The organism is Methylomonas rapida (genome assembly GCF_024360925.2).
GTDB classification, from domain to species: domain Bacteria; phylum Pseudomonadota; class Gammaproteobacteria; order Methylococcales; family Methylomonadaceae; genus Methylomonas; species Methylomonas rapida.
This window is the reverse complement of record NZ_CP113517.1, coordinates 1,103,462-1,123,947: the sequence shown is the minus strand read 5'-3', so window position 1 is coordinate 1,123,947 and position 20,486 is coordinate 1,103,462. Positions and strand designations below refer to the sequence as shown.

The window sequence follows — 20,486 nt, the reverse complement described above, 5'->3', positions numbered from 1 at the left end:
CTAGGCCCTGATGCTGTCGTGAAGTTCTTCTGCGTCGTCGGCGACGGGCAAATACTCGGCGTCCTGCCGCCCCATCCAGTCATTCAGGTTTTGAAAGCGCGCCTGCCAAGCCGTGGTTTGTTTTTGTCGCATGTCATCCCGCTGATAGGCATAGCCGTAGTACGGGTAATAAGACGAGCCTTCCTTCATGTCGTTGATGATGAAACCGTTGGGTTTCACGCCGACTTGCTGCAAGCGCCTGAAACTGACCTCCAGCTCTTGCGCGGTGTAACGGCCCTCCTTGACCACCAGGAAGGTGGCATCGCAATGCTTGCCCATGATCGCCGCGTCGGTGGCGCCCAAGATCGGCGGCGAATCGATGACGATATGGTTGTAAAAGCTTTTCAGTTGCTCCAAGGTATCGGCCAGGTCGCCCAGCACCAACAATTCCGCCGGATTCAGCACCATCTCGCCCCTGGGAATCAAATCCACGCCTATCTCCGGCAAACTGACGATCACGTCGCCCAGGCTGGCCTTGCCGGACAGCAGATCGGACAAACCCGGTTGCTTGGCAATGGCAAAGGTTTCATGCAGGCGGCCGTTGCGCATGTCGGCGTCGATGATCAACACCCGCTTGCGTATGCTGGCCAGCAGAGCCGCCAAATTGGTGCTGATGAAGGATTTGCCCATGCCCGGCGCCGGACTGCTGACCATGATGACCTTGCTTTCATCGCTGGCCAGCGTCGCTTCCAGCGTAGTGCGCAAGCCGCGCAGGGATTCCACGGAAATATCCAGCGGATCGTGGCTGACCAGAATCGCCGTATCCCGCTCCTTGCCCTGATCCAGCAGGCGCGCCAAGCGTCTTTGCTTCTTGCTATGCGGAATGGCGGCGAACAGCGGCAAGCCGACCTGGTATTCCAGCAAGGCCGGATAGTTGTCATGGCGCTGCAATGAATGTCTCAGAAATATCAGCGCCGCGCCCAGACTCATGCCCAGCAAACCGGCGATCGCCAACAACAAACCGGGTTTGGGCCAATAAGGTTTTTCCGGAATCACCGCGAAATCGACGATACGCGAGTTGCCCAGGGAACCGGCCGCCGCGATGCGCTGTTCCTGCGCACTGTTCAGCAACGAGGTGTAAAGCTCGGTATTGACCTGCACATCCCGCGACAGGCTGACCATGTTTTGCTGCGTCTTCGGCAAGTCCTTGATGCGCTTTTCCAGGGCCGCCAATTTATTGCTCACCCGTCGGATTTGCGCATTAGTCGCGATCATGTCGGGATGCTCGGACTCCAGCCGCTGGCTTTGCTCGTCGTATTTTTGCTTGAGCTGTATGTTCAAGGTTTCCATCTCCGAGGCCTGTTTCAGCAGGATCTCGGCTTCGGCGGAAATATCCACCGCGCCATGTTGCTGCCGGTAAGCGCTCAAGGCTTGCTCGGCTTTTTCCAGATTTTCCTTCACCAGCGGCAGCTGGCTCTCCAGGAAATTCAGCTTTTGCGAGGCTTCCGCCGATTCCCAATTCACGGTGGCGTTGACGTAAATACTGGCGATGTCGTTGACCGATTTGGCCAATTGCTCGGGATCGCTGCCCTTGAGTTCGACACTGAGAATGTCGGTATCCTTGGACACTTCCTTGACCGAAAAGGCTTTTTGCAGGGTTTCTATGGCGGCCAGCGAGGTTTTGCGCCGCAACTCGAACTCGGTGCCGTAATGCGCCTGCAAAGCCGCGACGTTGACGACGACGGGACTGGCTTCGCCGATGTCGGCGGTCAGCGTTTCACCGAGCAAGCCTTCGGCCAGCACCTCGCCCTTAGGGCTCAATAATTGAAAACGCCCCGCTTCCAGCGCCACCAATGTAAAAGCCTTGTCCAGGTAACGATCGGGCACCTCGAAACGTTCGATTTTCAGTTTCTCCCCGCCCCAGGCCCAACGGCTGAATCCCCACCAGGCGCCGGCTACGCCCTCATGTTTGTCGTGCTTGCGGGCCAGGGTTTCGCCGATGATGGGAAAGTATCGTGGCGACGCCTCCACGACCAGATTCAAATCCTCCACCACCTTGCCCAGTACCGAACGCGAGCGCAGGATTTCCACTTCCCGTTGCGCCCTGGGGTTTTCCGCTTCCGTTGGCGTACCATTGCCCTCGCTGCGCAAATTGGCCGCCAATAAGGCTTTATTTTTGTCGATGCGCAGCAACGCATCGGCCTTGTAAGTGCGCGGCGCCAAAACCAAATAAATCATCGTCACGCTCAGCACGATGACCAACGTGAACAGTATCGTCTTCTTGCCCTCGATCAACAGATCGACATAATCGCGGATGCTGACGCCAGGCTCCTGCATCATCACGGGATTCAGAGGCGGCATCACCGGCGTGGCTTCATTTTGTGGATACATGGTTTTCATAGTTCGATGCGTTTAAAAGAAATGTCGTCTTTTGTCCTTTCTCTTTCGCTTGGCATCACATCCCCATCATCGCGGCTTGCGACATGATGGCGGTGAACGAACCCGGCAGAATCTGATTCAGCACCCTGGACCATTGCGTGACGCCGGCCGTACCGACGAATAGCGTGTCGTGCGGCTGCAGCGGAAATTGCTCGGCCAGGATCATCGCGTCGGGCGACTCGGCATCTAATTGGAAAATCTCCGGCTGCATGTCGCCAGCGCGCAGCACGTAAATATCGCCGGGACGCGAGGTGTTGAAATCGACGCCATAGGCTTCGGCCAGCGCCTGAGCCAGACTCATCCGGCCCTTGTTGATCTGGATGGCCTGCTGCCGGCCGACCTCGCCCATCACATAAACCTTGCTGTCTTTCTGATCGCCGACGTTCAGCACGTCGCCATCCCGCAACAGCAGGTTTTGCGTGGTCAGGCCTTTTTCATACAAGGCTTGCACATCCAGTTTGTACAACTGGCCGCCGCGGGCCAGCGCGACGTTGTTCAAATCGGAATCTTGCGTGGCGCCGCCGGCCCTGCTGATGGCTTCTGCCACCGTCAACGGCGTTTCGGTCATCGCAACGATGCCGGGATTTCTGACTTCACCGACCACCGCGACCCGGTGAGCCTGGAACGACAGCACGCGAATGTCGAGTTTGACCTTTTTGAAATATTTGGACAGTTCGCGGGTCAATTCCTCGCGCACTTCGGTGACGGTCTTGCCGCCGACATGAAGGGTGCCGACATAGGGGTAATACAAATCGCCGTTATCGTCCACGACCTTGCCGGCCAGTTCCGGCAGGATTTTCTCGCCGCCGGGATCGTTCAGTTCGGGATGCTCCCATACCGTGATTTGCAACCTGTCCTGCGGACCGATGCGATAACTGGTCCGGGTTTCGTCCATCGGCGGTAGATTGTTGACGGCTTGCCGCCGCGCGACTTCACGCTCGATGATCAAATCGGCGGTGATCGGCTGGATACGGGTTTTCTCCTTGACCAACTGCCCGCCCTTCATGGTCGGCAGCTCGATTTCTGTCAAGTCGCCATCGGTCTGCATATCCATACCCGGTGCCAGGAAACAGCCTGGCAACAGTAAAACCAGCATGATGGGAATCAGTCTAAACATGGCAAAGATTTCCTTAGGATCGGGCTAAAAATAACTTTTCCCTTTGAAAAAAAGGGATCAAGCGAGATTTATTTAAAAATCTGCCCCAACCCCTCTTTGTCAAAGAGGGGAGCAACAATCTTGTGGTTCGGAACAATCTAAATTCCGGCAAGTTATTCATGGCGATGTCCTTAATAGGCATTTTTATTGATAAAACCGGTCAAGACGGTGCGAAAGGCAATCTCCAGATCGAACCAGACCGACCAATGCTGGATGTAATACAGATCGTGTTCGATGCGGCGATTCAGGTCGGTATCACCGCGCCAGCCGTTGACTTGGGCCCAACCGGTAATACCGGCCTTGACCATGTGTTTTTTCATGTAATTGGGTACTTGATCCTTGAACACCTCGACGAAATCCGGCCGTTCAGGGCGCGGGCCGACCAGCGACATGTCGCCCTTGAGCACATTGATCAGCTGCGGCAACTCGTCCAGACTGGTTTTGCGCAGGAAGGCCCCAAACGGGGTTGCACGGTTTTCGCCGGGCCTGGCCCAGACCGCGCCAGTTTTGGCCTCGGCATCGACCGGCATCGAACGAAACTTCAGCATCGTGAATTTGCGATTGTTCCAGCCTACCCTGACCTGCTTGTAAAACACCGGGCCCGGAGAACTCAGTTTCACGCCAATCGCAATGACCAGCATCAACGGGCTGATCAGCAGCAACAACAACAAAGCTAGCAAGCGGTCCTCGATTTCCTTGATATAGCGATTGACGCCATGCAGCGGCGACACCGAGACATCCAGCGTCGGGATACCGGCCACCGTGTTCAGACTGAGGAATTTGCTTTGTTTGAAGGCAAAGCAATCGATCACCAGGCGAATGCTGACCGGCAAATGGCGTAATTCATGCTGCACCCGCTCGGCCAGCGAAGCGCCGGGAAACGCCACCCAGACTTCATCCACGGCTTGTCTGGAAACCAGACGAGGCAGATCGCTCAACTTGCCCAGGCGTGGCAGCGAATAATCCGCCACCGCCAGCCTGTCATCGGCCCGGTCATCGACATAACCAATCACCTGCAAACCGGCCCAGGAAGAGTGATTCAATTGCCGGCTTACGGCGACGGCCATCTGATTCAAACCCACCAGAATGATGCGCCCCTGGCTCCAGCCCCGTGCACGCAACCACTTCAACACCTGCGCCAGCACGCCGCGGGCCGCCAGTACGAAGAACAGCCCCAACCCGCCCCAGGATGCGATCCAGCGATAACTGGAACCAAACCAAAAATGCAATCTGACCAGGGCCACGATGGACACCACCGTCAGCAAGGCCAGCAACCAGGCTCTGATGATGCGGGGAATTTCGCCGCGCATCGCGTCATTGCGCCACGGCCGATACACCTGGCCGATCTCGAAAAATATGATCGCGCCCAAGATACCCAGGGCAATCACGAAGCGGTAATGCTGATCGATGACGCTGTCATGCAACCAAAAATAATGCGCCAGCCAGGCCGCGCCCAATAACATGACCACATCGATAACCCTCAACAACAGGATCACCGTGTGCCCGTATTGCTTGAACAGCCCGTTGAAGATATTTCCCAAACCGAGTGGCATATTGGTCGAACCTCTGTATTGTCTATGTGAAGTGATGACGGGCGACCCCGAGCCGCCAGCCTTGGAAACACAGATTACAGAAGCAAGATGAGAGGAAACTGCAGATTGAATTAAGATTGGATGAGTGCCGGATTAGAGTTTTATGAAATCCTGCCGGCGGGCATCGAATCATTGGCGACCGAGCCAAAACTGCCGCTAGAAACCCATTTCTGATAACAACGATGTTTCAGCCACAAGCTCATTCCGAGGGATTGCCAGCACCGTAAGACCGCGTTAGCGAATCCAGGCGACAGAGATGCTTTGAGCTCACCATTCCTGGCACTGGCTCCCGCTTATTGGCGGATATGACGACATTTATGTATAACGAGGTGCGTAAAAAGGTGTCTTGCGAAGCCCAGCTTTTTGCCTGATTGCTCGACAAACAAACTTGTCGAGCATCGCTCTTGATGATTGAGGGCTATTTTCTGGTTCCCACGGTCCTCCGTGGGAGCCCATGCGGAGCCCGAGCGCAAGTATGAAGCTGTTGCTGACGTGGGCATGCCGGTCTGCATTCCCACGCGAGAGCGTGGGAACGAGGCGGAGCATGGGAACGATGATCCCGGAGTGCGGAAAATTATTCTCAACCAAATCCTTAGCTTTTTCCAAATCTTCCGGCGCTTGGCCCAATATGACTTTCAGCGTAAACAGTTGCGCATTTTAAATCCCGTTCGCCCTGAGCCTAGTCGAAGGCCTCAGCACGAGCGAATTCCACGCACTCCAACTGATTTTTCAGGATCAAGGAATCCAATCACTTCAACCGAGTTGACATTGTCGCTGCGCGCATCCATCAAGACAACGCCACAAAGGCCATCACCCAAATACTGATCACCATTAGGAAGTTCTCCAAACCCGCTTGAATGGCTTGTTGCCTGCGGTGTTTCTCCATCGCTATCAAGCTGGCTTTTTGGTCGCGCATGTGGACGAGTGGACGTTTCATGGTGTGCTCCTTATCTAGTGTGGACGCTTGTAGCTGCGCATCTGGCCCACCAACACGCCCTGGATTTCCACCTGCTGCGGCTTGTAACGCATGGCTTCCATCTTGGAGTTGGCGGGGATGAGCAGGGTTTCGTGCGGGTATTGCTCGATGTATTTCAAAGTGGCTTCGGCCTTGTCGACCAGGGCTACCACGATCTCGCCGTTGCGGGCATGGCAGCGCTGTTCGATGACGACCCAGTCGCCGTCGTAGATGCCGGCCTCGATCATCGAATCGCCTTGCACCTTCAGGATGTAACAAGGATTTTCGGTCTTGAGTTCGTCCGGAATCACCATGTAGCGCTCGTCGGCGATCGCCTCGATGGGCCGGCCTGCGGCAATCTTGCCGACGTAACGCACCGAATGCTGCGTGGTTTTCCGGTGTTTGCCAGTGTCCAAGGCCTTTTCGGTCAGCCGGACGCCTCGATGCTTGCGGTCGAACGGCTCGACCAGCCCGGCCTCGACCAAGCCTTGCATCAGAAAATGCAGGGAACCGCGCGACTTCAAACCCAGCGCCGTGCAGAGCTCTTGCAACGAGGGCGGATGCACGAAGGCAGCTTGGTTCTGCAGCAAAAAATCGAGGATCTCGCGTTGTTTTCGGGTCAAGGCATGCATGTCTAATGTTCTGTAATTGTTTTTTCGAAAAATAACACAACACCAAGAAAAGAACAACTAGGGAACTTTTGTAGACATTCGACGCATGTCCTCGGATGATGCTTGAAAAATCCCTCTCACCCTTCGACAAATTCAGGACAAACGGGATTTTTCGAGGCTCAACTGATCTTTACTCTGAAAGTAGCAAAATGTGAGGGTGCGGTTGCTTGTTGGACAGGCGTCGGCGGCAAGGATGCCGCCGTCGAACCTACATGGATGTATTCACGGCGGCCTGTCCGGCAAGCAACCTTACCCTGAAGACTATTTTCATTTGCCGGTGCGATGCACAGCCTTCATGAGCGTTATTCTGAAAGTCATTGAGCGACGCCTTCGTCGCGACGTGGGCGTCGCTCCCACAGAAAACATTCTGCCCTCAAAACCGAGTCAGTTTTTCATACTCGGCCTTAGTCACTACATAGACCGGGCTGGCCGAAATAGCGATGCCCGCATGACCGGATGCATCCAGCGTTAGCGGATGGACACTGCCCACCACGTCGATGACCAGCCAGGCCTGCTCCGGGTCGAGCCGCAACGGCCAAACCGTGTTTTTGTCGTCATCACGCCAGATCATCAAGGTCGTGCCGAACAGGCCGGCCTGCACAGCGGCATCAGCGGTATCGACCGCTTGGTACGGCAAACCGTCAATCAAGGCACTGGCCGTGTACAAAGCCGTTTCGCCGGGTTTATGGCCCATCGAGTAATCCCAGAGGCGACCATAAGCCTGGTCGTATTCATGCGCGATGCAAAAAGCCAGGCCCAGATAATCATTACGGCTGTTGACCCAGGCGATCATCTTGGCCGTCTGCTCTGCCTGCCAGCGCCGGCCGGTCAGACCGTGCATGGCTTTGGCGCCGGTTTCGCCCAGCCAGAACGGCAGGCTATTTTTTTTGCCCAGACTGGCATAGGCCGCCAATACCCCACGCTCGTCCTCCAAGGCACCATTGCCCAGGGGATCGCCGAAGCGGGGCGATTTTTGCGGATAGGCATGCACGTCCCAGGCATCCTGATAGCGATCCAGGCCCAATTGCAGTGCCTGCTTAAACCATTCGCCCTCCCCTGGCCGCACCAGACTGCCGCCGACATAATGCCCATCCGGTCGTACCCGATGCACTTGTTCATATTCACGTTTGGCCCGTTCCACCCAATGCTTGGGATCGCGCAGGTTTTGCCATTCGGCTTCGTATCGAATATCGATTTCGTTGCTGGCCTTGAAATAACGGGTATATGGCGCCGCCGCACGAATGAATTCAGCGCCCTGCTCCGGCTTGTCATTCAACCAATGACTGTCACCGGCGGAATCCGCGAACAACTGCAAGCCCAATTGCCTGGCCTGCTGCCATTGCGACCGGTATTGCTGATCAAAGCCCGGATAGCCGCCATAACTATTGAAAATGCCCATGCGCTGCAACCAGACAAAATAGTCGCCAGCCCTGGAAAAACTTTTATCGCCATCGGCCAGGGCATAATAATCGTTATTCCAGAGTTTTTTCCGCTGAAGCCGCAGCTTTTGTTCCGCGCTTCCCCGCACTACCGAAAAACCATCGGCCGGATAATGCATGATCAGATGGCCGTCTTCCGTGAATAACGAGGCATATACCGCGTAATAACCGGGCGCTTCGATGGGGCCGAAATCCACCTCGACTTGCCCCGGAAACAGATCGGTGATTTCCCGCTGCGCGATTTGTTTACCGCTATAGTCCACCAGCCGCAATTGCAGCCTGGACTTGAACCGCGGCAATGGTATGGGTAATCGCGGCTGTTCCAATATGGGGTGCCAGCGCAGATCCAGCCGCAGCTTGATGGCGTCGCCGGGGTGAGGCAAATTGGCCGGCGCATCGACAAACATCAGCGGCCGCAACTGCGCGGCAATCTGCTGCACACTCAATTCGGCGGAGGGGTCGCTGAGTTGAGTTTGCATGTCTTCAATGGCTTGGCCTTGTTCATCGGTGAACAAGGCTTTGAAGAAAAAACGCTGGCCTGCATCGTGTTGCATGATCAGTTTCAATAACAGGCTATGCCAACCGGGCGCCAGTTCGAGTTTTGCCAGCCTTGGCGGTTCTTGTTGCTCTGCCAGAGCCGTTGCCAGTAGACCTTCCGGCGTCAAACCCTTCAGCACGGTTTTGAGCCGTTCACCGGCTGACAAAAAAACCGTCGGCGGCTTGGGATCTTGGTCAAGCGCCAGCGAATTGCCATCCAGCCAAGCCTGCGTCTTGATACCGGATTGCTGCAAGTGCAAGTCAATCGATTGGGCTTGGTCGGCGTGCAGATAAAGCAGGGCATAACCCGTACCGCGCGACCAGCCATAAGCATGCGGCACGGCCTTCAAAATATCCACGCTGCCGTCGTTTTGAGTTTGCGCCGGCTGCCAGGTTTTCATCTCCCCGCCCTGCATTTTCAGGCTCACATAAGGCTGTCCTGGGTTGGGCCTCAGGATGGTTTCGCCATCCAAACCGGCTACCGAAACGCCGGCCAGACCATCCTGCAAACCACCCACCAGCCATGCGGCCGGTTTGCCCCGTTTCATCGGCGTTGGCGTATCCGCCTTGACGGCCAGCGGGGCTGGCATATAGCCGCCGTTTTCCGGGTCGGTTAAAAACCGCGATACCTCGGCTTCGCTGTTGGGTTGAGACACTATTCCCAGCAGCGTGTCATTCGCGTCGCTGATCATAGCCGCCGGCAAACTGTTGATATTCAATTGCTGGGCCATGGTTTCGGCTGGTTCGCCGATCAGATAGGCTACCGACAGGTTTTCATAGTGCTTTTCCGTCTCCCGGGCCGCCAAGCCGGCAAACAAGGTGTCGCCGTTTTTTCCAGGCCCATCCAGCACGTACAAATATCTTTTTGCGGCGGGATTTTGTTTGACCAGGGCCAAAAAACGGTTGCGAAGCTGAGCCTGCTCCACGCTCATCCAGTCCGCCGCCGGCGCTTCTGTTTGCAGCAAAAACGCATCGAAGACCTTGGCGCCATCGGCCTGGCCACTGTTGCTGATTTCCAGCCAGCGGTCGCCGGGTAATAGCGTGAGGCTGTCTCTGGCTTCCAGCCACTGATATTCCCACGGGGTATCGTTGAGGCTCGACAATTCCGCGCGGTTTGCCAAATGCTCGGGATTTGCCCCCGCTTTGAGCGTAAATCGCTGCATCACTTGCGAGACTTCGCCGCCGCTTTTGTAACGGGCGAAAAACCGGTAGCGGCCGGCGGGGATGGAAGGCTCCAGTTCAAAGCGAAAATTGGCCCGCCAATCGCCGAAGCCTTGATGAAAAACCTGTACCTCGTCGGTTTCTGTCAACAACGACTCGGCACCGATACCGGAACTGGCACTACCGATAAAAACCTGCACGGCTGGGTTATTTTCCAGGCCTGCCAATAACGGCGACTGGCCCAATTCCAGCAACAACAACGGCTTATCCACACTGGCTGCGACGGGCAAAGCAGCCCAGGGCGGCGCTAATAAAAACGCATCGAACACTTTGACATCCTGCCCGGCACCACTGTTGCGAATCTCGATGACCTTGTCTTCGGCTTGCAAAGCGACCAAAGACTCTCCGCCTATCCACGCGGCCTGCCAGCCCTTGGGTTTCAGCGCAAAGGTTCCACTGTTGCGTAAATGCTCGGCATCGGGACCGGCCCAAATTTCAAAAGTTTGTATACAGACGTCAGGTTCGCCTCCCTGACGCCAACGCGCCCAGAATCGATACGCCTTCGTTTGCGGCGGGTCTTTCAATCTGAATCTAAAAGCCACCGACCAATCAGCAAATCCCGGATGGAACACGTTGATTTCTTGATCGGCAACTTCTACCGAACTGACCGCTTGCCTGGATGAGATTTCGCCCATCGCGATGCGGGTTGCGCTGTCTTCGGCAAGCGCGGCTTGCTGCCCCAAATCCAGCAATATCACGGGCCATTGCGCCGAGGCGCTTACCGGCAAGGTCAAAACCTCCTTTGCACTCAACGGCCAATGCATCGCCAGCAGCAACACCAGATTAACGGCAATCAATCGCTTCATGGCCAAAAACTCCCGGTAAACCAACAAGATCACAAACTTAACGAATTTCGTCGTATCATAGCTCCTGACGCGCCAAACCGATTAATCCCCTGCCCATAACAAACTGGAATTGCATTTCGCCCGAGCAGTCGGCAACGCTGTCGCTTAGCTGAAAAACCACGGCAGCCCCCACCATGGGGTTGTCGTAAAAGCCCCCCCCTCTCCTCGCGGGAGAGGCCGGAGTGAAGGAATAAATACTGTATCTCCTGGTTTATATCCCCTCATCCCGACCTTCTACCGGCGAAAGAAGGAATTGTTTTATCTTTTACGACAACCTGGTCATGGAGCGGTTAAAATTTCGTTATATGCGGATGAACCTAAATTTTTTTTCCCTGAAGTCCCTGATCGTGCTGGGTTTTGCCATCGCTGTGATCCCGCTGTTTGTGGGCGTGATGTACGCGGCTTATGGCTTACGCGAAACGGCGGCATTGGGTAGGACCATCAATTCACAAGTCTTCGAACAAACCAAAACGGTTCGGCTGGTCTTACAGAAATCGTCCGACATCGAACGCAAGGCACGCTTGTTCGTCTTGTTATCCGACCCATCACTGCGCCAACCCTATGAGCGGGAATCGTACGAAGCGGCACGGGCGTCCTTCAGGCAAGCATTGAATGACTTACTGAAACTGCACGTCGATAACAAAATCGCCTTGCTGGTCAACGAATTGTCCGAAAAGGAAAACTTGATTTACCAACAAATCATTGGCGCCGAATCCGAGGAAACGCCGATATTGCCGCTAGACGAAGCGTTTCAGGGCTTGCGCGAATCCTCCAACACCTTGTCGCGCGAATTCGAGGCCCATGTCGAACACACCTTCAACGAATTGCGGCAACTTTCCGAGTCATTGGAACAAGGGTTGATGGTAAAAGGCGCGGTCTTGCTGACCTGCTCGACGGCTTTTGTGTTGATATTGCTGCTATTGCTATCCCGATCGATGCAGCAACTGGATGGCGCGATCAGACGTCTGGATGCGGGCGAACTGGAAGAGCCCGTCGAAGTCGCAGGTCCCACCGACATGCGCTATCTTGGCGAACGCCTGGAATCGCTACGCAGTCATTTATTGGCGCTAGAAACCTCCAAACAACATTTGATGCAAAACATTGCCCGCGAGATCGACTTACCCTTGCAAGCGATACGCGATGGCGCCTATCGTTTGAACCATCCCGGCAATCCACAGGTCCTTCATCCGCAACAAGATTTCGTGCGCGAACTGGTTGGTCAAATCGACAAATTGCAGGGCGTATCCGAGCAGTTACAGCATTACAGCCAACTGCAAACCCAACAGGACGCAAGCGCCAAACAGACGATCGATCTGAAAGTGCTGCTGGAATCGGTACTGGACAAGCAGCAAGCCGCTTTGCAAGCCAAATCGCTGAAGGTCAAAAAACTGATCAAGCCGATTCGGCTTCAAGGGGTGCAAGAGCAGTTAGCCGCGATGTTCGAGCATTTGCTGGTCAACGCGATTCAATATTCGCCGTCCGCGGGCGAAATCCGCATCATGTTGCGCGAAGCCGGCGAACAGGTAGAACTGGAGATCGAAGACGACGGTCCGGGCATCGCCTCCGAGGAACGCGCGCAAGTGTTCGAGCCCTTTTACCGGGGCAAATCGGCCGTGAACCATAAAGTGGGTGACCACTCGGGTCTCGGTCTGGCCATGGTGCGGGAATACGTCAACCATCACCAGGGTACGGTCGAAATCATAGACTCTCGCCAAGATCATCCCGGCACGCGTGTACGGGTCCAACTCCCCCTGAATCCTGAAGCCTAAACCAAAAAACCCATGATCTATCCGTATTTTTTCCTTCGTGCGCTGGCTTTTGCCGTGATCGGTTTTTGGCTAGCCGGCTGCGCCTCCAATAACTATAACAACCAGCCCACCGTACCCACATACACCGATCCCTACGCGCAATCCGGCGTCGATGAACTACTGGCCTTTGGCGCCAGCATGGCGAACATGTCCGATGTGTCGCGGGCGGATGTCTGTAAATCCTTGATGAATACGCAAAAAATCTCCCCGTCCAATGGCGTGCAATTACATTTGATGGTGGCCCGTCTGTTATCCAATGAATGCGGCGACATTCCCAAGCTGCTGGAAGCCGTCGACAACATCAAGCAAGCCTACGCGCGAGACGAAAATTTACAACGCTTCATTGCCTTGCATACGCAAGTGTTGATGAATTTGCATAATCTAGCCAAACGCCAAGCCAGCTACGAACGCAAGCAAAAATCCAGATCGGCGTCGAACACAAAAGAAGCGCCGGAACCGAAAAAGGACGAAAATCGTTTGTTGCGGGAAAAATTGGAAGCCATCCGTTCGATCGAAAAACAAATGGATGAGACCAGCGAAGGCAACTAAGCGCGATGTTTCGTATTCGCCTGGCCTTGGTCATCGCCGTATCGTTCAGCTTCGTATTGCTGCTGGGCGCCGTGATGTACTGGGGTTCCAATCAGGTCATCGGCCATTTTCAGCGTAGCCAGGCGGCTTACGAGGCTTTCGAGCGTTATGAGCGCCTGTCGCAAGAAGCCTACCGTTATTTCAAGCAACAAATGGATCGCCTGATCACCGGCGGACCCAATGCGAAAGCCGGCGTGGAAACGGCAAAACACCGCTTGTTCGATGCGATGCGGGTGCTTAGAGACGAAGTCGTCAAAAACGCCGAAGACGACGCGGAAAATTATGACAAACCGGCCGAATTGGAACGGGTCGCCAATCTGACCGCCTTCCTGGATGCCAGTGAATACCGCTTCAACGAAGTCGAGCGCTTGCGGGAACAAGGAAAACGTGAAAGCGCCTTGCAAGCCTTGTCCAAATTCTCGGGCGAAGAGATCGACAGCAAATTCCAGCCGCTGATCGATGCCGCGATTCAATCGGAACGGCAAAAAGCCGCCAAGACCAAGCAGGAATTGGAAAATCTGGTCAGCCAATCGCGCTGGCTGGCGATTTTGGCCTCGTTGATCGCGGCATTGTTCAGCTTCAGCGCCGGTGTCCTGCTGCTAAGACGGGTCAAAAAACCCGTGGAGTCCTTGATGAAGGGGACCAACGAGATCGCATCGGGGAATTTGAGCTACCGTATTTCGCTGGATAGCAAGGATGAATTTTCCTACCTGGCCAGCCATTTCAATAAAATGGCTTTCGAGCTGGAATTACAACAAGAAAAATTGCGCGAAGGCCGCGCCGAACTGGAAAATCGGGTGGCCGAACGCACGTTTGAACTGCACCAGCTAAACGAGGAACTCAAGCGCATGGATACCGAGCGGCGCGAGTTTTTGGCCGACATCAGCCATGAATTGCGCACGCCGATCACGGTGATTCGCGGCGAGGCCGAAGTAACCTTGCGCGGCCGGGATCGTGATCCGGATGAGTATAAAGACGCCCTGCAACGCATCATCGATCTCTCGATGCAGCTGGGTAAGTACGTCAACGACTTGCTGTTCCTGGCCCGGATAGAAACCGCCAATCTTCAGTTCGAATGGGATAACATGAATCTGACCGAACTCGTATCCGGTAGCGTCGACGACATCAAGGTCATGGCCGAAGACAGCGCGATCACCGTATCCTTTGGTGCGCCGACCCAGGCCATCTGGGTCCACGGCGACAAACAGCGACTGCGGCAAGTGCTGTTCATCCTGGGCGATAATGCCTGCCGTTATTCGAAACCGGGTAGCCATATCAACATTGCCTTGTGGCAGGAAGACAAAACGGTATGCATTAGTTTGACCGACCAGGGCATCGGTATACCATCGCAAGATTTGGAGCGGATTTTCGAACGCCATTTTCGTAGCGACAACGCTCGCCATTCTCGCGACGACGGTTCCGGGTTGGGCTTGCCGCTGGCTCGATCGATCTTGAAGGCGCACGGCGGCCGGATTGAGGTGAGCAGCACCGAGAACTTAGGCTCCACCTTTACCGTGACATTACCGCTGATGTTTCCAGACGAGGATACGACGACATGAATGAACACCCTGCCAAAGCCAACGCACCGATAGAACACGGCCTCATGCGTATTCTGTTAGTGGAAGACGACAAACGTATCGCCGATTTCATCGAGCGTGGCCTCAAAGCCGAAAGTTATGGTGTGGAAGTCGCGCGTTGCGGCCAGGACGCCATCGCCATTGGCACTGAAGGGCAGTTTCAAGCCATCATTCTTGATTTGGGCTTACCCGACATCAATGGCCGCGAAGTCTGCGAACGCTTGCGCGACAAGGGCGTGGACACCCCCATCCTGATGCTGACGGCCCGGGATACCGTGCAGGATAAAGTCACCGGCTTGCGTTCGGGCGCCGATGATTACATGACCAAGCCCTTCGCCTTCGAAGAACTATTGGCCCGTATCGAGGTCTTGATGCGCCGGCGTAGCGGTGAAATCAAACTGGATTCCAAGGAACTGCAAATTGCCGATTTGGTTTTGAATGTGGCCACCCATGAAGTCAAACGCGGCGACCAGGCCATCGAACTCACCCCCAAGGAATTTGCCTTGCTGGAGTGTTTCATGCGCATGCCCGGCAAAGTCTTGAGCCGCACCCGCATCCTGGAACAAGTCTGGGGTTACAGTGCCGACCCCTTGACCAATGTGGTCGACGTGTACATCCGGCAACTGCGGCGCAAGATCGATGACGAATACGAGCTGAAGTTATTGAAAACCGTGCGCGGCTACGGCTACAAAATGGATGCCACCTAACCCCCCAGATATTCGACAACATCTTGGCGATGATGATTAGAGAAGCAACTGAACACCTGGAAAAAGCTAAAGCTTTTTCACTCCCAAACAATGCCGGGGAGTGCGATTGCTTTAGCTATCGCGCTGATTGTAAATCTTGCCCGCTTGCTCGTCTCGACCCGGTAGCTGTCACTTACATTCAGGAATGAACATGAAATAATCTATGCAAGTATTCGGTGCAGGTTACGGCTATTCCGAACAGAATGTGTATTGTGCAGGTGGTTATTGAATAAGCTTCCGAAAATGAGTCATTTTTTTTCACCCTCTGCGTTGATGCTGCTAAGCCTTTTATCCATCCTGTCTGCACTTCAAGGCTGCGCCACACCCGCGGAAAAATTTAACCTTACGGCTACGGAATTAGGTTTTACCAGCCAGGAACTGGATGGCATGCCGTACCGGCATCGTTTTTTTCTCAACCCGCAAGCCCGTGACGCCAACCACATCGCTGAATTACACGTGTATCTGGATGGCGACGGCACGCCTTGGCAATCGGGTACGCGCATCGCGGATGACCCAACCCCCAGAAATCCGTTAATTTTAGAGATGATGAAAATAGACCGGGCGCCGGCGATTTTATTGGGGAGGCCGTGTTATTACGGGCTGAGCCGTTCCAACGCATGCAACGAGTCGCTGTGGACCTCGCATCGCTATTCCAGCGAGGTGGTGACCAGCATGCAAGCAGCTCTTGAACGCTGGGTGTCGGCTAGAAAGATAAAGCGCCTGAGTCTGATCGGTTTTAGTGGCGGCGGCGCGCTGGCGACTTTACTCGCGCCCCGGCTCGAACGCGTTGCCACCGTCATCACGATTGCCGGCAATCTGGATGTCAGGGCCTGGAGTCAGCATCACCGTTATCTGGAACCGACCGGTTCGCTGAATCCGATGCTCGATGCCCACATTCCGGAACAGGTTAGGCAAATACACATGGCGGGCTTGAAGGACCGCAACGTGCCCGCCAGGATCATCGAATCCTTCAGCGCCAGTCAACATAGCGCCTTATACCTGCCATATGCCGAATACGATCATGCCTGCTGCTGGCTTGACATATGGCCTGAGATCTTGAAACAGCACTTGCCGCCCCAAGATCACTGACAGTTGAAACGCGGCCAGTCGAGCTAATCCGCCGCCAGGTATTGATCCGGAGAAACCGGCAATTCGTAGCTTATGCCTTCCGGGAAGAACGGATCTGGGTTCACCGCGATCTCGCGCGCCGCCAGGAACTGGGCATAGTAGTTGCGCGAGGCAAAGCCAAAGGCCGGTCCGTCATATTCTTCGACGATGCGGACAAAATCGCGCCCTACCCTGTTTTGTGCCCGTTTCATGCCGCCGATGCCGTGATTATAGGAAGTCAGTGCGGATGGCCAGTCTCCAAGCTTGCCATAGGCATAACTCAAATAGCGGGCGGCGCCATTGGCCGACGCAAAAGGGTCCAAGCGTCTATCGACCGCATCGTTGCCCGGCATGAAGGTTTGGGCCGCGGCCTTGGTGAATTGCCACATGCCGACCGCGCCCGCCGATGAGCGTGCTGCCGGCTGGAACGAGGATTCCACGTGTGGCAAATACGCCAACTCTTCCGGCAAACCGGCATCGCGGAAGATTTTTCTAAACTGCAAGTTATAACGACCGCTGATTTCCAAGCCGCGTTTGAAGCGCTCCTTGGTGCCGCGCTGCGCGCGCACCCGATCGCTGGCACCGGGCAGGATGGCCGTCAAAGGCCGGCCGCTGCTCTCCAGTTTGGCAATCAATTGCTTGTCCTGCGCATCCAACGGCGCATTGAAGCGGAGTTTGCTTTCCAGACCGGCTAAGCGGGCCTTCCAAAAATCGCGCCGTTCATTCATGACTTGCTTTTGTTCGCTCGTCAACCCCTCCGCCACGTAACCCGGTAAGGTCGCGACCTCGTAAATCACATCCATGTAGCGATCGTCGTGATAAGCCACTTCGGAACGCTGCCAAACCGCATAGGTTTTACGCCAAAACTCCACGGCAGGCTCCAAGGCCCCTGGCTTCGGAAATATTCCGGAATAGGTCAGCGTTGAGTAGCGCCTATTCAAATCGGGCGCTTGTTTAGGTGCGATGGCCCTATATTGAGTGGCTTTGTCGCGCTTGGCTACCGGCGCGGTACTGCTACAAGCATTGAGTAGCAGCAACACAAAAGGTAACAGGACTAACTTGATAAGGATTCGATTCATCGTTCGGTTATCTATGGATTCAACATGGCTGGATTACGACGCCGCTGCTCAAATCGTGAACAAACGACTTACTAAGATTTTCAACAAATAATAACGCTCATTTCGACATCAAGTGAAGAACAAATTTGAACCGGTTTCCACTTTCCTGAATGATCCCCTGCCCGACCAAAGCATAAAGCCCTCACCAGCATTCCGTCTTGGACGATATATAGAGCTTGGCGATGGATTTTACCTGACCCTATAATGCTTTCCCCGCACCGAGCCGTCCTTCCATGCAGACTCTATCGCCGCTGACTCGCACCGAGCGCATCATCATCCTCAGCAGAATAGTGCTGGCGGCGTTTTCATTGCTGGCGATATGGTTAGACCCCCTGGAACCGGAGGCCACGGCTTCTGCTACCTTCCGCATTCTCCAGGTTTATTTTATTTATGCCGCCTGCCTGCTCCCTGTCTTGTTATGGTTGCCGCTAAAGATCAGGCAGATAGGGCTTTTCAGCCACATCATCGACGTCTGTCTTTATTCGCTGTTGGTCACAATCACGCAAGGTTCGACCAGCCCGTTTTTCAGTTATTTCATTTTTGCCTTATTGGCCGCGGCATTGCGCTGGCAAAAAATCGGCATTTTATGGTCGGCGCTGGCTTTTCTATGCCTTCTGTTGGCTTCCGGTAGCTTTTTGGAATTTGAAATGCACCACGCCGACGGCGGATTTGAACTCAACCGCTTCATTATCCGCAACGTTCACCTGACCATCGTGGCGTTACTACTGATCAATCTCACTACCTACGAACACCAACTGCGGCAAGAACTCAACAAGCTCAGCCAATGGCCTCTGCAGTTGCCATCCGATACAGATTTGCATGTATTCGTTCGCGAAATCCTGGCCTATGCCGTCGACCTATTGGAAACACCCCGCATCCTGATGCTATGGGAAGAGTTTGAAGAGCCGCACAACTATTTGGCCTTATGGGAATCCGATCACCTTTATTGGCAAAAGCTCGAACCGTCCGCCTATCAGGCCTGTATCGCCCCAACCTTGGCCGACTGCCATTTTCTCAGCAAAAACATTGGCGCTCCAAACAGCCGGATGCTTTGCATGTCACCGTCGGGCCTGGCGTATCGAGCCGGCCCCGGCATCGATCCCTTATTGATAGCAAAACATGCTATTCAAGCGGTGATTGGCCTATCCCTGAAAGGCCAAACCTTTCGGGGTTATCTGCTGTTACTCGATAAACCCGCATTAAACCTGGACGACCTGAGTTTAGGCATTCTGGCGGCTCAACAAATTGCGACCCGAATAGATCAGTTTTACTTGCATTTGCTGCAACAGAAAACCACTGCCATCGAGGAACGCATCAAGATGGCCCGCGACCTGCACGATGGCGTATTGCAAACGCTAACGGGCATTGCGCTGCAAGTCAAAAATATCGAGCACCTCGCGGGAAAGGACCCGCCAGCCGCGCAGGACGCGCTAGAAAACCTGGGACTGTTGATTCAGGCAGAACAACGCCATCTACGCCAATTTATCCAACAGCTAAAACCTAGCGACACCGGTTATCCGAACACTTTTGCCGATCTTGATCGGCGCCTGCAAGAAATCGCCCACATCATAGAACAACAATGGAATTTGCAGGTGAGCATTGCAATCGAGCCAAGACTGCTGCCGATCCGACTCAACTGCCTGGAAGACTTTTATCATTTGATACGCGAAGCCTTGATCAATAGCGCGCGCCATGCCGATGCCACGCAAGCGCGGGTCCAATTGAACATCTCACGAGCCTCGATCAACATCGAAATCAACGACAATGGCATAGGTTTCCCCTTTACCGGCTGTTATGATCTAGCCAAATTAAGCGCCACTGGCCTTGGCCCTAAAAGCCTCATGGACAGAACACGCGCCCTGGGAGGAACCTTGACGATCCAGTCGCATAGAGGTTATGTCAAATTGCTTATCAGCCTGCCGACAACCTCGGTCTTGTCGGCTCCCTTGCCGAATTTCAACGCTGCCACGGAGCAAACCTGATGCCCATCCAATTAGTATTGGCAGATGATCACCCTCTGGTACTCAATGGCCTGATGCAATTGTTTGCCAACGAACCGGACATTGAGGTGCTGGCCTGTTGCACTGACGGAGAAGCGGCCTTGCAAAGCGTCACAGAAACTCAGCCCGAGATATTGCTGCTGGATCTGCGCATGCCCAAACTGGACGGCATCAGTGTCCTGCAAGCCCTACGGAAATTGGAGACTCCAATCAAGGTAATCGTTTTGACTGCTGGTGTAGACGAAAACGAAATCTCCAAGGCCATTCAGCTAGGCGCGCAGGGCGTGGTTCTGAAAGAAGCCGCGCCGGAGACATTGCTAAAATGCGTGCGCAAGGTGCACGCCGGCGGCAAATGGCTGGATGCAGATAATGTGCTAGCCGCTTTGGCGCGATGGCAAAAGCAAGAAGCGGATCAACGGCAACTCAAACAGATCTTGACCGCACGGGAAATGAATCTGGTCGAACTCGTTGCAAACGGCTACAGCAACAAACAAATCGCCGATCACTGCTTCATCAGCGAAGGCACCGTCAAGGTTCACCTGCACAATGTGTACGAAAAGCTGGGGATTAAAAGCCGGCTGGAATTATGTCTTTATGCCCGCGAAAAAGGATTGGGCTAAAAAACTTGTCGAAATGGCCTTTCCCGCGAAACCCCCTCCAGAGAGATTTTGAAGGGAATCGATTCGAAATCCTCCATGTCTAAGTTCC

At 54.6% G+C, this 20,486-nt stretch carries 14 protein-coding genes; 7 read left to right on the top strand and 7 right to left on the bottom strand.

The genetic code is table 11. The features are described from left to right. From NM686_RS05265 to NM686_RS05240, 6 genes are all read right to left on the bottom strand, one after another. Positions 1-2,370, bottom strand: a complete 2,370-nt coding sequence (locus NM686_RS05265) for a polysaccharide biosynthesis tyrosine autokinase (RefSeq protein ID WP_255186835.1) — start codon at positions 2,368-2,370, stop codon at positions 1-3. Between the two features lie 64 nt (positions 2,371-2,434). After that, positions 2,435-3,535, bottom strand: coding sequence for a polysaccharide biosynthesis/export family protein (locus NM686_RS05260; RefSeq protein WP_255186834.1), 1,101 nt, complete (start codon positions 3,533-3,535; stop codon positions 2,435-2,437). A 170-nt stretch (positions 3,536-3,705) separates the two neighbouring features. Then, the gene (locus NM686_RS05255) at positions 3,706-5,127 is read right to left on the bottom strand and encodes an undecaprenyl-phosphate glucose phosphotransferase (RefSeq protein ID WP_255186833.1); all 1,422 of its coding nucleotides are present in this window, start codon (positions 5,125-5,127) and stop codon (positions 3,706-3,708) included. 826 nt (positions 5,128-5,953) lie between these two features. Then, positions 5,954-6,103 carry a hypothetical protein gene (locus NM686_RS05250; protein WP_255186832.1) on the bottom strand — a complete coding sequence of 50 codons (150 nt, stop codon included), beginning with the start codon at positions 6,101-6,103 and terminating at the stop codon, positions 5,954-5,956. Between the two features lie 14 nt (positions 6,104-6,117). Continuing rightward, positions 6,118-6,753 carry a transcriptional repressor LexA gene (lexA, locus tag NM686_RS05245; RefSeq protein ID WP_255186831.1) on the bottom strand — a complete coding sequence of 212 codons (636 nt, stop codon included), beginning with the start codon at positions 6,751-6,753 and terminating at the stop codon, positions 6,118-6,120. Between the two features lie 412 nt (positions 6,754-7,165). Continuing rightward, positions 7,166-10,795: a hypothetical protein gene (locus tag NM686_RS05240; RefSeq protein WP_255186830.1), complete on the bottom strand. Its 3,630-nt coding sequence runs from the start codon at positions 10,793-10,795 to the stop codon at positions 7,166-7,168. Positions 10,796-11,145: 350 nt separating this feature from the next. Between NM686_RS05240 and NM686_RS05235 the strand changes: the two genes are divergently transcribed. The 5 genes from NM686_RS05235 (at position 11,146) to NM686_RS05215 (ending at position 16,642) form a co-directional block, all read left to right on the top strand. Further along, entirely contained in the window at positions 11,146-12,603 is a 1,458-nt protein-coding gene (locus NM686_RS05235; protein WP_255186829.1) for a sensor histidine kinase, read from the top strand. A gap of 12 nt (positions 12,604-12,615) precedes the next feature. Beyond that, on the top strand, positions 12,616-13,191 hold the full coding sequence (locus NM686_RS05230; RefSeq protein WP_255186828.1) for a hypothetical protein: 576 nt from the start codon (positions 12,616-12,618) through the stop codon (positions 13,189-13,191). Positions 13,192-13,196: 5 nt separating this feature from the next. Then, the gene (locus NM686_RS05225; protein WP_255186827.1) at positions 13,197-14,789 is read left to right on the top strand and encodes a sensor histidine kinase; all 1,593 of its coding nucleotides are present in this window, start codon (positions 13,197-13,199) and stop codon (positions 14,787-14,789) included. Continuing rightward, positions 14,786-15,514: a response regulator transcription factor gene (locus NM686_RS05220; RefSeq protein ID WP_255186826.1), complete on the top strand. Its 729-nt coding sequence runs from the start codon at positions 14,786-14,788 to the stop codon at positions 15,512-15,514. The genes NM686_RS05225 and NM686_RS05220 overlap by 4 nt, the downstream gene beginning before the upstream one ends. A gap of 282 nt (positions 15,515-15,796) precedes the next feature. Further along, positions 15,797-16,642 (top strand): dienelactone hydrolase family protein, encoded by an 846-nt coding sequence (locus NM686_RS05215; protein WP_269022474.1) that lies wholly within the window; start codon positions 15,797-15,799, stop codon positions 16,640-16,642. A 23-nt stretch (positions 16,643-16,665) separates the two neighbouring features. Here NM686_RS05215 and NM686_RS05210 read toward each other — a convergent pair whose 3' ends face one another. Next, a complete protein-coding gene (locus NM686_RS05210) occupies positions 16,666-17,739 on the bottom strand; it encodes a lytic transglycosylase domain-containing protein (protein ID WP_255186824.1) in 1,074 nt (357 codons plus the stop codon). Between the two features lie 272 nt (positions 17,740-18,011). Here NM686_RS05210 and NM686_RS05205 point away from each other — a divergent pair, with 272 nt between their 5' ends. Further along, the gene (locus tag NM686_RS05205; RefSeq protein ID WP_255186823.1) at positions 18,012-19,760 is read left to right on the top strand and encodes a sensor histidine kinase; all 1,749 of its coding nucleotides are present in this window, start codon (positions 18,012-18,014) and stop codon (positions 19,758-19,760) included. After that, complete coding sequence (locus tag NM686_RS05200; RefSeq protein WP_255186822.1) at positions 19,760-20,398, top strand: response regulator; 639 nt, start codon at positions 19,760-19,762, stop codon at positions 20,396-20,398. The genes NM686_RS05205 and NM686_RS05200 overlap by 1 nt, the downstream gene beginning before the upstream one ends. The last annotated feature ends 88 nt before the right edge of the window (positions 20,399-20,486 follow it).

Coding starts and splice junctions, on each gene's coding strand:
- NM686_RS05235 (WP_255186829.1), top strand. CDS start 11,146: ATGAACCTAAATTTTTTTTCCCTGAAGTCCCTGATCGTGCTGGGTTTT.
- NM686_RS05250 (WP_255186832.1), bottom strand. CDS start 6,103: ATGAAACGTCCACTCGTCCACATGCGCGACCAAAAAGCCAGCTTGATA.
- NM686_RS05220 (WP_255186826.1), top strand. CDS start 14,786: ATGAATGAACACCCTGCCAAAGCCAACGCACCGATAGAACACGGCCTC.
- NM686_RS05210 (WP_255186824.1), bottom strand. CDS start 17,739: ATGAATCGAATCCTTATCAAGTTAGTCCTGTTACCTTTTGTGTTGCTG.
- NM686_RS05230 (WP_255186828.1), top strand. CDS start 12,616: ATGATCTATCCGTATTTTTTCCTTCGTGCGCTGGCTTTTGCCGTGATC.
- NM686_RS05205 (WP_255186823.1), top strand. CDS start 18,012: ATGCAGACTCTATCGCCGCTGACTCGCACCGAGCGCATCATCATCCTC.
- NM686_RS05225 (WP_255186827.1), top strand. CDS start 13,197: ATGTTTCGTATTCGCCTGGCCTTGGTCATCGCCGTATCGTTCAGCTTC.
- NM686_RS05255 (WP_255186833.1), bottom strand. CDS start 5,127: ATGCCACTCGGTTTGGGAAATATCTTCAACGGGCTGTTCAAGCAATAC.
- NM686_RS05260 (WP_255186834.1), bottom strand. CDS start 3,535: ATGTTTAGACTGATTCCCATCATGCTGGTTTTACTGTTGCCAGGCTGT.
- NM686_RS05240 (WP_255186830.1), bottom strand. CDS start 10,795: ATGAAGCGATTGATTGCCGTTAATCTGGTGTTGCTGCTGGCGATGCAT.
- NM686_RS05265 (WP_255186835.1), bottom strand. CDS start 2,370: ATGTATCCACAAAATGAAGCCACGCCGGTGATGCCGCCTCTGAATCCC.
- NM686_RS05215 (WP_269022474.1), top strand. CDS start 15,797: ATGAGTCATTTTTTTTCACCCTCTGCGTTGATGCTGCTAAGCCTTTTA.
- lexA (WP_255186831.1), bottom strand. CDS start 6,753: ATGCATGCCTTGACCCGAAAACAACGCGAGATCCTCGATTTTTTGCTG.
- NM686_RS05200 (WP_255186822.1), top strand. CDS start 19,760: ATGCCCATCCAATTAGTATTGGCAGATGATCACCCTCTGGTACTCAAT.